At 37.4% G+C, this 11046-nt stretch carries 12 protein-coding genes; 6 read left to right on the top strand and 6 right to left on the bottom strand.

Annotated elements, in window-relative coordinates; translation table 11 throughout:
• The 3 genes from V7783_RS20035 to V7783_RS20025 all read left to right on the top strand — a co-directional run.
• The coding region (locus V7783_RS20035) for a hypothetical protein (RefSeq protein ID WP_335680241.1) at nucleotides 1-902 on the top strand (902 nt) is incomplete at its 5' end.
• 87 nt (nucleotides 903-989) lie between these two features.
• Nucleotides 990-1175, top strand: coding sequence for a hypothetical protein (locus V7783_RS20030; RefSeq protein WP_335680240.1), 186 nt, complete (start codon nucleotides 990-992; stop codon nucleotides 1173-1175).
• A 217-nt stretch (nucleotides 1176-1392) separates the two neighbouring features.
• Complete coding sequence (locus V7783_RS20025; RefSeq protein ID WP_335680239.1) at nucleotides 1393-1803, top strand: hypothetical protein; 411 nt, start codon at nucleotides 1393-1395, stop codon at nucleotides 1801-1803.
• Nucleotides 1804-1859: 56 nt separating this feature from the next.
• Here V7783_RS20025 and V7783_RS20020 read toward each other — a convergent pair whose 3' ends face one another.
• The gene (locus V7783_RS20020; protein WP_335680238.1) at nucleotides 1860-2045 is read right to left on the bottom strand and encodes a hypothetical protein; all 186 of its coding nucleotides are present in this window, start codon (nucleotides 2043-2045) and stop codon (nucleotides 1860-1862) included.
• Nucleotides 2046-2602: 557 nt separating this feature from the next.
• On the opposite strand from V7783_RS20020, the gene V7783_RS20015 reads away from it, so the two are divergent.
• Both V7783_RS20015 and V7783_RS20010 read left to right on the top strand, forming a co-directional pair.
• Nucleotides 2603-2986, top strand: coding sequence for a hypothetical protein (locus tag V7783_RS20015; protein ID WP_335680237.1), 384 nt, complete (start codon nucleotides 2603-2605; stop codon nucleotides 2984-2986).
• Nucleotides 2987-3214: 228 nt separating this feature from the next.
• The gene (locus tag V7783_RS20010; RefSeq protein WP_143483810.1) at nucleotides 3215-3496 is read left to right on the top strand and encodes a hypothetical protein; all 282 of its coding nucleotides are present in this window, start codon (nucleotides 3215-3217) and stop codon (nucleotides 3494-3496) included.
• 135 nt (nucleotides 3497-3631) lie between these two features.
• Here the strand turns inward: V7783_RS20010 and V7783_RS20005 are convergent, their stop codons facing one another.
• The 3 genes from V7783_RS20005 to V7783_RS19995 form a co-directional block, all read right to left on the bottom strand.
• A complete protein-coding gene (locus V7783_RS20005; protein ID WP_335680236.1) occupies nucleotides 3632-5053 on the bottom strand; it encodes a GGDEF domain-containing protein in 1422 nt (473 codons plus the stop codon).
• A 70-nt stretch (nucleotides 5054-5123) separates the two neighbouring features.
• On the bottom strand, nucleotides 5124-6167 hold the full coding sequence (locus tag V7783_RS20000; RefSeq protein ID WP_335680235.1) for a patatin-like phospholipase family protein: 1044 nt from the start codon (nucleotides 6165-6167) through the stop codon (nucleotides 5124-5126).
• A 68-nt stretch (nucleotides 6168-6235) separates the two neighbouring features.
• A complete protein-coding gene (locus V7783_RS19995; RefSeq protein ID WP_335680234.1) occupies nucleotides 6236-7642 on the bottom strand; it encodes an alanine/glycine:cation symporter family protein in 1407 nt (468 codons plus the stop codon).
• Nucleotides 7643-7852: 210 nt separating this feature from the next.
• Here V7783_RS19995 and V7783_RS19990 point away from each other — a divergent pair, with 210 nt between their 5' ends.
• Nucleotides 7853-8713 carry a DMT family transporter gene (locus V7783_RS19990; protein ID WP_335680242.1) on the top strand — a complete coding sequence of 287 codons (861 nt, stop codon included), beginning with the start codon at nucleotides 7853-7855 and terminating at the stop codon, nucleotides 8711-8713.
• 19 nt (nucleotides 8714-8732) lie between these two features.
• Here the strand turns inward: V7783_RS19990 and V7783_RS19985 are convergent, their stop codons facing one another.
• Together V7783_RS19985 and V7783_RS19980 are read right to left on the bottom strand one after the other, a co-directional pair.
• The gene (locus tag V7783_RS19985) at nucleotides 8733-9716 is read right to left on the bottom strand and encodes a patatin-like phospholipase family protein (RefSeq protein WP_335680233.1); all 984 of its coding nucleotides are present in this window, start codon (nucleotides 9714-9716) and stop codon (nucleotides 8733-8735) included.
• A gap of 275 nt (nucleotides 9717-9991) precedes the next feature.
• A complete protein-coding gene (locus tag V7783_RS19980; protein WP_335680232.1) occupies nucleotides 9992-10984 on the bottom strand; it encodes an LLM class flavin-dependent oxidoreductase in 993 nt (330 codons plus the stop codon).
• Between the last annotated feature and the right edge of the window lie 62 nt (nucleotides 10985-11046).

Here is an 11046-nt window from a genome sequence, read left to right as displayed (position 1 = left end):
GGTTTGTTCAAATGGGTAAATATGGCTGGGACTTAGTTTTAATTGGTCAAGACTTTGAAGGTGTCGATAAACAGCTTAGAGATACCACTATAGACCAACGCGTTAACGTTAAATCAGGCGCTAACTATTTTGGCTTTGGTTTTGTTAACGGCCTAGCGCATAAAATTTTTGATGTATTTAACGTTCCTAAGTTTTCAGTTGCCCGTTTTTATGATGGAAAATCAAAAACACGTAAAGCCCAGGGCTACCAGTTTTATATAAAATCTTGGTGCCACCCTTGGTATAACACAGCGCAAAAGTTCCTACCTGATTTAATGACTAACAAGCGTGGCGATTTAATAGATATGCGCGCTGCTTACTCTATGGTGCCTACTGAACAATTAAAAAGATGGTATTTAATACGCGATAAAATAAACGAAACCATTGAGAAAAAAGCCGATACTAAAAGCGAACCTAAAGAACCAATTTTAAAGAACTGGCATAAAATCGCTATCTCTGCCCTACTTGTTTACGGGCTTTATTATTACTTTTCATCCGATACACCGCAGATAAACACTGCTAGTAAATCAACTACAGCCGATGTATCAACGCCTAGTAATCAACAGCAAAACACTGACAAAACTCCCGATATTATCAGCGGTGTTTATATTACGTGCTCTGTCACTTCATCAACAAGCAAACAATATTGTTTTGAAAAAGCTGGCGAACCGTTTTACCCAAACGATATAGAAATACCAGTAATAGCTGTCTCAAATTGTAGCGCTCAGCTCTATGTTGATAAAAAGCCCTATAAAGTTTTTTGCAACCCTAAGCGCGTTGATTCTTGGTCATCAGCTAAACCTGAAACAAATACATCAACCCAAGACGATACCCAAGAAAGTAGTTTTTTAGCCGCTAATTAGCGCGGCCATCACTCTAGCGCTTGCCGCAGATGATGGCCGCGCTTAGCGGCCATATAACCTAATTAACAACCCGTCACTGGTGACACTATGACTAGAAATCAAAAGTACGAACAAAAGCAAAAATGCAAAGGATTAAAAAAAGTAACCCTTTGGATACCTGATGACTCAGAAATTGAGATAAAACAAATGATAGAGTTTTTAATCGATAACCCTGACCACATCCCCTTTATGGCTCGCAGTGTCATAACTGGTCGCATGAAAAAGGCAGTTTAGCGTACCTATGGCGCAGCCATGTAGACCGCACGCTTTTATTAATTTAGCATCACGCTTTATCGGTCGTAACCAAGCGCAGCGCAACCCATGCACTTAGTTACTCGATACCGCGCTTGCGCCCTTGATAAACCAATTCGAGATTTCTGGTAATGCTTAAACCGAGATTTACACCCATGCCGAGTTCCTATTGTGATTTTTAATAAAGGAATAAATCTTAATGGGAAATTTTAAAATGCAGTTCTTATCATTATTCGGCTTTGACTACGCAAAAGGCGCTAAAGAACTGGGTGTAAGTGAACGCCAAGTAAGGCGGTATGTGAAAGCAAATAAAGCATCTAAGCCAATCGAAAAGTTAATCTCAATTATGTATCGGGGCTATCTTCCTCCAACTGGCCCATGGGCAGATTGTAGAATTTCATATCATGACCACACTATGACTACCCCTTGGGGGAAAGTCATGCCTTCCGATGTTCAGCTAGTTCACCGATATAAATGGTCAGCAAGAAAATCTGAAACTATGTATAAAACACTAAAGGAGCAAAATAAAACACAAGATGTATATTTATCCGAGCTACAAAGCCAACTTTTAGATATTATTGGTGAAATATCCGAAAGGACGGGGAGTTAGCAAACTTATATTTATGAGCCGACTATATTACTCGGCTCTTGTTGTTATATATTAAATTATTTCTTCTTTTTATTTATTTTTTTAGCTCTTGATTTCAAATCATAATAGAGCTCAATAAAATCTCTAATTACCCTAAAATCTACACCTTCAAATAACTCCCAAATTTCGCTTGTTAAAAAACATAACGCTAGTTCAGCAGTTTCTTTAATTGCTTCTATTATATTAATAATTATTTCTATCATATTTTATCCTTTTTATTTTAGTTTGATGGAATTAAACGTTGACAGATGAAGTGTTAATTTGTAACATGCTTTTTCATAAGAGTTATATCAATACAAATTTTAACCTTTTATCTAAAAGACGATTTATTTCCAGGCACGCAGAATGCGTAAAGCAATAGTTTATTATTGCTATTCGGTTTAATACTGATAATTTTATATACAGCATTCATTTTTACTTAGTTATAAGCACACGAACTCTCCGCGTACTTTCGTATACAGATACAGCTTAATCACACAACCTTACTAACGACCTCTCCATTTAACCCTAAGTTGATATATTATAACCTAACATAACGTGCTCGTCAATCGCACTAATGTATTGCAATTAAAAATTACAATAGCACTTTATTATTATTTATTTTGAATTATCGTTGGGAGTTACTAAACATACAAGAGATAAGCAGGATTCATTCTTATCTTAATGTTACAAACCCTAACTTATGGGCTTTAATGAACCTATAAGATTATCAATAACCCTGTTATTATTTACACACTTATCCGTATTTAATGGACTAAATATGAACTTCAATGATCTTAAGCTATATTTCATTATCGTCCTTGCTGGTGCTACTCTTTGGTTTGCTAAGGAAGCCTACGAGTACAATAAACTGCAAAATTACATAAGTAATATTAAAGAACATGAAAAAGTTACTAAAGAGTCCAAAGCCCTAACATTTGATCAACAGCTTGAACTTGCTATGGAACGTCAGAGAAAATTACAGATTGAGTCGAATGAAAATAAAGCTGATAAATATATGCAAGAATTACATTCTAAATATACAAAAGAAGGATATGAGGAAAAGCTTGCTGTCTGTAATTACTTCACCGATTTATATCTAAAAAATCGTACAAAAGAAAATGAAATAAGATACGTTAAGGCTTGTGATCCGATGTATCACTAAAGTCAAACTGTCACACCTGAAAGCTGCATTAACTACATAATAAAAAAGGGCTTTTTGCCCTTTTCTTTAATATTACGTACCATAACTTATGGGTTGTGGGTTATTTAGTGACGAAGATTCGGAATAACGACTTTTTATTTGTAAAACCCTCCTTATATATCATTTAGCTATATACATATAACCAAACTGTGGTACAGTATTTATACAAATGAAACTTAGGAAATCCATATGCCAGAACATTCGTTAGTATTACCAAGCCTCTCAATTCGTAAAGAATATGGAGAATATATCAAGTCTTCTACTTTAGGTTCCGAAAACCAAATTGTTGGGTATACATATAAATCTTTCGAGGTTTATTGTCATACTTGTAGTTCTGAATTCTCTGCATACAGGGGTGAAGATTTTAGCTCTACAATTGGTAGTGAAGGTGTCTATAATTTTAAGTGCTCCCATTGTGGACAGCAAGACGCAGTAAAATCATCTCAAATTAAAAAACATTTTGGACGTTAAAGACAGGCTGTCACAATTGACAGTGATTTAAGTGCATAATAAAAAAGGGCTTTTTGCCCTTTTATTTAATATTACGTACCGTAATTTATGGGTTTTCATTTAAATAAACTAGAACTCAGAGTTTTAAGTTGCTATTTATTCCTCATCAATAAATTTTACTACTTTATTGCGACCGGATTCTTTTGCTTGGTATAAAGCTTTATCTGCGTGGGATAATACAGCATCAATCGTTTGCTGATCTTCCGCTTTAGCTAAACCGATTGATATAGTGACTTGGCCATAAATGTCTGTGTACCCTGGAATGTCTGTTTGTTCAACTGAGGTTCTAATTTTTTCGGCTACAAGTAATGCGTCGCTCTCGGATGTATTTGGTAAAATTATGGCAAATTCTTCACCACCTAATCTACATACTAAATCTGTTTTTCGTACGCTATTACTTAATGTTGATGCGATAGCAATCAATACTTTATCGCCAATTGCATGGCCTGCTCTATCATTCACCGATTTGAAGTGGTCCACATCAATCATCAAAATACAGGTTTCAGCAGCGACTAAAGTACTTTGTTCAAGTGCACATTTTGCTAACTCCATAAAATGCCGTCGATTTGCTATGCCAGTTAAACTGTCGTATGTTGCTGCTTTAATTAATGCGAGTTCAGCATCACGCCTTTTTTCATCTATTTTTTCTTGAATGATAGCACTGAAAATAATTAAAACTATAATAAACCAAGAAATTACAACAACATATAAACCAAATAAATCTTCTAGTTTCACAGAAATTAAAGTCTGAATAAACAAATAACCTATCAAAATAGGGACGAGGCAACCAATAATGACTTGAAAACGCGCTATTCGTCCACCTATATGTGGCGATAATAAAGCATGAACTGCACCATGCTTGGCATGTATAAACAGCACACTAAAACCAAGTAATATGCCATACGTTGTAGTTAAAATAGACATATGACCAAAAAATGATGTAATACCATAAGCATAGCCAATAATTGACAGCATTGGTACTGCAAGTCCTATAAAAGCAAATAGTTGCGCAGTCAGTACCTTACCAAGCTGACCGAGTAGCAAAGCCGACGATAAAAATGCCATCATAAGTGCCGTATTAATACCCATCGAATTTGATAGGCCGGCTTGTAGCTCTGAGTTCACACTATCTATGAATGGGGTAAAATGTACGGCTAATTTGCTTAATAATAAAACATCACTCATTACAGTAATTGATATTAAAAGTGCAGTTATAGCGAGTAATGGATTGAGTATCGTAAAATGCTTTTTATGCTCTAAAAAAACACTGAAACCGATGAGTATAATTGTAATAGCAGTAAGTGGGTGTGTCGCTGAGCCCCCGGCTATCGGCCTATATAATTGTGGTGCAGAAAAAACGTAACCAGAAAGAGATAACAATGAGAGTATAATACAGCCTAACGCTAATGCTTTAGCGATAATTTCAACATAGCGAGTTCGATTTTCATAAGCTATAATTTGTTTTTCGTTCTCAAGTAAATCTAAGCTGCTAAAAGCCATAATACAGTTTTTCTTCATTCAAAATCAACTAGTTCAATGATAGTTGAATCAGAAAAATAAGCAATTATAATTACCCAATCAAAATTAACTAGGGGTATGGGATGAGTTTCATTGTGTTATTTAACTGCTGATCGAAGACATCGGCTAGTTTTTCGGTTTCGCTAAATACTGTGCGCCAGTATTTTATTCGGCTTTCAGTATCAAGTACGGTGAAATCGGTTCTATCTGGGATTTTGCCGTAAGGTAAACTCGTTATAAATTCTTGTGAAGGTGTGATCATTACTACATTATCGTAATTCTCAGCAGTTATTTTACGATTTAAACTCTTATCAAACCACCCTGCTTTTGGATCAGAATTAAAATGTGGATATAGGATAAGTCCAGGGTTGTTAATTTTAAAATCAAAGTGATAATCAACAATACCACCATCGCGATACATACCAGGCGGCGATCCAGCTATATTTTTAATGCCTTGCATAACAAGTGGTATTGAGCCCGATGCGAGTAACGCATCCTTTAAGTTATCCGTTGTTAAGTCTAGTTGCGTGGTTTTAAATTTATAATTATCTTCAAGTTGAAAGTTGCTGTTTGGAGCTTGATATATAAACCGCTCATATTGCTTGGTCAAAAATCGACGGTTAACTCGATTACTTAAATAGCTTTTTGTCAGCCCAAGCAGTTGCAACGCTTTTTGCTCACTGGCTACTAAGCCATTTGATTTAGCAACAATAAAATGTGATTTGAAAACCGGATTATTAATTATTTCATCAACACCATTGTCGCCAAATACATCTTCTAGTAACGCTCGGGCTTTAGTGGTTATTTCTTGCGGTGTTGGTTTATTACTCGAGTATCGCGTTTCACTATACGATTTAGCTAAACGTGATATGGCGGCAACGGGATCATTTTGTGAAAAACACGCAGCGCGAAAAGCGCCAGCAGATGAGCCAACTAAATTAAGTGGTGATGATCGGTCTTTAAAAAACTCGCCAAATAAATATTTATCCAAACCAAATAAAGTAAACCATTTAGGGCCACCCGATGCACCAAGAAAAGTGCTAAACAGCTCTGGCTTTAACCCGTGTTCGTTTATTATTTTTGTGGCAGTTTTGCCTGCATATATTTCAATCATAAATACTTAATAGATTGTAAAGTCACTTAAGTTGCATAGTTATGCAAAAAAGTAACCTTATTAATTAGTTAGTGCCAAATGCCTTTTTCAGTACGCCCCTGTATTTTAACCAAATTAGCGCTAAATTTAGGTTCAATATTGGCCGCTCTCTGCTTATTATAATCCGCAGTAACCGTTAGTATTGTCGGTGTTAAGATGATGATAGCAATTACATTTACTACCGTCATTAACCCGAGGGCAATATCAGCTAAATCCCACACTTCTTTTAACGTGGCAGATGCCCCCCACATCATCATTGATAAATATAACAAAGTATAAATACCACGGCCTAATTTATTATCTAGCTTAAATAAATGTAGGTTACTTTCAGCGTAGGCATAGTTGGCAACCACTGAGGTAAAGGCGAACAAGCTAATTGCAGCAGCAACGAAGTAGACACCACCTTGTGCTAAATGTGCTGTCATCGCGGCTTGCGTTAAACGGATACCTTCCATCTCACCACTAATATCTACATCAGCCAATAAAATGATCACTGCGGTACAACTACACAACACAATGGTGTCAAAAAATACGCCCAGCATTTGAATATAGCCTTGTGTTACGGGATGATTTGGGATTGGAGAGGCGCTTGCTGATGCATGCGGTACACTGCCCGCACCTGCTTCGTTTGAATAAAGCCCGCGCTGGATACCATTTTTAATTGCGGCGCCCATCGCACCTGCGCCCGCCTCTTGTAAGCCAAAGGCTGATAAAAAAATATCTTTAAGCATTTCGGGTACTTGGGAAAAGTTTATTAACGTGATCAGCACTGCAGCCAGTACAAATATAATGCCCATAATAGGCACTACTCGCTCAGCAAAGCGGGCTATCGCTTTAAAGCCGCCAAGAATAATTGAACCTGCAAGAACAGTGATTACTATTCCTGAATAAAATGTCGGTATTTCAAAGGCATAATTTAATGCATCTGTAATCGTATTAGTTTGCATTGCACTAAATGTGAAGCCATATCCTAAAAATAAGCATAGAGCGAAGGCAATGGCGAGGCTGCGACTACCAATCCCTTGTTGAATATAATAAGCAGGCCCGCCCCTAAACTCGCCTTGGCTGTCGCGCACTTTATATACTTGACCAAGGACGCTTTCAGCAAAACCGGTGGCCATCCCTAAAATCGCAATTACCCACATCCAAAAAATAGCGCCGCTGCCGCCAAGGGATATTGCAACGGCGACACCAGCTAAATTACCCGTACCTACACGGGCGCTCAAGCCCGTGCATAAGGCTTGAAACGAACTAATGTCGTTTTTATCACATTTACTGCTGCCTTTTAGTAGACTAAACATGTGCTTAAATTTTAATATTTGTATCAGCTTAAGACGAACTGAGAACCACACTCCAGTGAAGAGTAAAATGTAGATCAGTATTTGTCCTTCGCCCCAAAGCAGGTTATTGATGTTACCTACAATCAAATCAAACATGTTTACCCTTTTATTGTTGTTAGATTGGATTAGAATACTAATTCTTAAATTAAGAATATTTATTTAGACGCTACTTTATCTAGCTGATATAAATTAGCAAGCGTTGGCTGTATTAAATCTCTATTTAAGTTGCAAAAATGCTATTTATCACAAATTAACAGGCAATAGCTTGATATATTAATTCCCTGCTCTTTAACTGATATATGCGTGATGGCAACAACTTTTGGTGTATTAGCTATTTTTTTATGGGGTGCATTAGCACTACTGGGGAATTTAACAAAGTCGATACCTGCTTTTCAGCTACTGTTTATGTGCTTTGCAGTGTCGTTTTTATTATTATTCATAAAAAGAATACTCACTAAGCAGCCTCTTTTTACCCCTCCCTCGCTGAGTAAAACACAAACAATCATTGGTATTATTGGTCTATTTGGTTTTCACTTTTGCTATTTTATGGCGTTAAAATATGCACCACTTATAGAGGTTAGCCTAATTGTGTATTTATGGCCGTTGTTATTAGGTGTGTTTATTGCCAACTCATGCTCTAGAATAAATGCAATCATCGGAGGGTTTGTCGGTTTTATTGACATTGTATTGTTGGTAACCGATGGCAGCGGGATCAATATTAGTAGCCAAAACTCATTTGGCTATTTATTCGCGGCTAGTTGCGCACTATTGTGGTCAAGCTATTCATTTTTGATGACACGCTTTGATAATCATGTGGACGATATAGGCTGGCTTTCACTTTATGTAGCACTCTTGGCGTTGTTAGCACACTTGTATTTTGAGCCAACTCAGTTGAATTTTTCATCTGCTGAAAGTATCGGCGTTATACTACTAGGAATGGGCCCTGTAGGCGGCGCATTTTACTTGTGGGATAGTGCATTAAAACGAGGTAATAAATCACTACTTGCGTCATTAAGTTTTTTAACGCCGTTACTCTCTACAGTTATGTTGGTTTTTGCTGAACAAATTAGTTTTTCGTGGTCTGTTGTTGTTGCTCTGGTATTTGTTTTAGCAGGTGCTGCTATTAGTAATTATCGGCGCGCTGAAATCGTAGAAAGCGCCCGTTAACCATTGTGTTACGGTTTTATTATCCGTAACACGGTTGAGTTGTTTGATGAGACGAATATTGCTCGGTTAAATAGCTATTACCTGCCGCCAAGCCTAATTTATAATCATGGCGTAAGTCACTGTCTGTGCTGCCTAATAATTTGCTATGTAGTTTACTGCCCGCAAATATTTGGATCAGTTCAAGATCCTCAGGCGGGTTTGCCATAAAGTTTAATTCATCTAAATACGCTTGCTCATGCTGTAGTAAATAATCAATTGTTTTAGGGCAATAACCTGATGCACAAACAAACGCTTTTAGCTTATTAACCCAAGCAGATTGAATAGGTAGGCAGGGATCAACTGTACGAATAACAACAATTTTTCGCGCACCACGATTATAAGCCTCAATGACAGGTAGAGGTGCAGCAAGGCCACCATCTAAAAAGAAATCATCTGTTACAGCTGTACTTTGTAGGCTTGCAAGCTCTTCATTGGCAGCAACTTTACCAAGCCAAGGCGTTAATCTCACACCTTGCTTATATAAAAACGGTAATGCACTTGAGGCTTTTAATAATGCTCGCCATTGTTTATCTTCACCTGTTGGCGTTAAAAAGTAAGGTTTTCTATCACTTGCATTAGTCGCTGTGATCAATAACTCTCTTGTACCTAAACTTGTTTTAGCCGTTTTAAAATCAATTGCACGATTAAACTCGGTGGTTTTATCAAAGTACCAATCAAGATCAACAATACTTTTTCCAAGTAGGCCTCTGCCTAATTGAAAAAACCGTTTATGTCTTGATAAGCCTCTTATAAGGCGTTTTGCATAACCTTTTTGTCGTGCTAAAAAACTGGTTAAATTTTGCGAGCCGGCAGAAGTGCCAATAAATAAATCGAATGGATCATAATTGTGTTCAAGCCATGTATCCAGTACACCCGCTGTAAATATTCCTCGTTGCCCACCTCCCTCTGCAATCAATGCCGTTTTATTGAAAGATTGCGTGGTTGTTGAGTCTTGAGGTTTCATTGCCGGCTTTCCTTTTGATGAGTAACTGGGTTTATGCCTTTATTTTAATGAATTTGATTCAAACGTTAAAATTGATTGTATAAATCACAGTGATTAATAAAACCGAACAAAAACGACGAATTAACTTAATTAATTAAGTTGTCTATTTCTATAGGGTCTTTAAAAATATAGCACCCAACTAGAGCGTTTGCTCTAGTTGGTAAAGGTAGGATAGCAATAACAATATGAGCCGTTGCTTAATTTTAGTTAACGAGAGCAACTTTTTTGATGAACATTTATTTTATTGCCATTAAGATTTCTAGCGCACGATGTCTATCTTCACTTTCATATAAATCATTGGTAAAGATAAATTCATCTACGTTTAGCTCTTTAGCAATCATACTAAGTTTATGGGCAACTGTGATTGGGCTACCGACTACTGACAGTCCTAAAAAGTTTTCAACCTGTGCTTGCTCTTGCGCACTCCACAAGCCATCCATTGTTTGCACAGGTGGTTTTAACCATAAGGGATCACCACGTAATAAGGCTAAAATACGTTGTTTTGAGGTGGTTGCTAAAAATTGTGCGTGTTCATCAGTATCTGCTGTTACAACAGGGAGTCCTAACATTACATGTGGCTTAGCTAACACTTTAGATGGCTTAAATTCACGACGATATAATGCAATAGCATCATAAACAAAACGCGGCGCAAAATGTCCAGCAAAGGCATAAGGTAAGCCTCTTTCTGCCGCAAGCTTTGCACTGTATAAGCTTGAACCCAATAACCATATTGGTACATTAGTGTTTTCACCTGGGATCGCCCGAACCGGGTAGCTACCATCATAAGGGCCAAGTAACGTTTGTAGCTCTGTCACTTCATCAGCAAAGTTTTCAGCGCGACGTTCATCCCGCCTTAGTGCACGACTGGTAATATGATCACTACCCGGTGCACGACCCAGCCCTAAATCAATGCGCCCAGGGTAAAGGCTTTCTAATGTACCAAATTGTTCAGCAACGACCAATGGCGGATGATTGGGTAACATGACTCCACCAGCACCAACGCGAATATTATTTGTTTTCCCAGCTATATGGCCGATTAATACTGACGTAGCGGCGCAAACAATACCTAGCATATTATGGTGCTCTGCCATCCAAAAACGCTTGAAACCTAACTCATCTGCTTTTTGAGCATATGCTACGCTGTTAGCGAGTGTTTGTGACACGCTTTGGTGTTCTTTCATTGGGCTTAGCTCAAGTAAAGAAAAAGGAATTGCAGATAACTCAGCCATACATACTCCTATCAGAGTCTGATAAATTTATTTAAATTATGACTTGGTTATGGGACTCCATG

It is taken from the genome of Pseudoalteromonas sp., from assembly GCF_036960685.1.
Taxonomy (GTDB): Bacteria; Pseudomonadota; Gammaproteobacteria; order Enterobacterales; family Alteromonadaceae; genus Pseudoalteromonas.
The sequence above is the reverse complement of the archived record's forward strand: the minus strand, read 5'-3'. Positions and strand labels throughout refer to the sequence as shown.

What these genes read in the sequence shown, in the direction of transcription:
- V7783_RS20030 (WP_335680240.1), top strand. Translation starts at nt 990, where the DNA reads ATGACTAGAAATCAAAAGTACGAACAAAAGCAAAAATGCAAAGGATTA.
- V7783_RS20025 (WP_335680239.1), top strand. Translation starts at nt 1,393, where the DNA reads ATGGGAAATTTTAAAATGCAGTTCTTATCATTATTCGGCTTTGACTAC.
- V7783_RS20020 (WP_335680238.1), bottom strand. Translation starts at nt 2,045, where the DNA reads ATGATAGAAATAATTATTAATATAATAGAAGCAATTAAAGAAACTGCT.
- V7783_RS20015 (WP_335680237.1), top strand. Translation starts at nt 2,603, where the DNA reads ATGAACTTCAATGATCTTAAGCTATATTTCATTATCGTCCTTGCTGGT.
- V7783_RS20010 (WP_143483810.1), top strand. Translation starts at nt 3,215, where the DNA reads ATGCCAGAACATTCGTTAGTATTACCAAGCCTCTCAATTCGTAAAGAA.
- V7783_RS20005 (WP_335680236.1), bottom strand. Translation starts at nt 5,053, where the DNA reads ATGAAGAAAAACTGTATTATGGCTTTTAGCAGCTTAGATTTACTTGAG.
- V7783_RS20000 (WP_335680235.1), bottom strand. Translation starts at nt 6,167, where the DNA reads ATGATTGAAATATATGCAGGCAAAACTGCCACAAAAATAATAAACGAA.
- V7783_RS19995 (WP_335680234.1), bottom strand. Translation starts at nt 7,642, where the DNA reads ATGTTTGATTTGATTGTAGGTAACATCAATAACCTGCTTTGGGGCGAA.
- V7783_RS19990 (WP_335680242.1), top strand. Translation starts at nt 7,853, where the DNA reads ATGGCAACAACTTTTGGTGTATTAGCTATTTTTTTATGGGGTGCATTA.
- V7783_RS19985 (WP_335680233.1), bottom strand. Translation starts at nt 9,716, where the DNA reads ATGAAACCTCAAGACTCAACAACCACGCAATCTTTCAATAAAACGGCA.
- V7783_RS19980 (WP_335680232.1), bottom strand. Translation starts at nt 10,984, where the DNA reads ATGGCTGAGTTATCTGCAATTCCTTTTTCTTTACTTGAGCTAAGCCCA.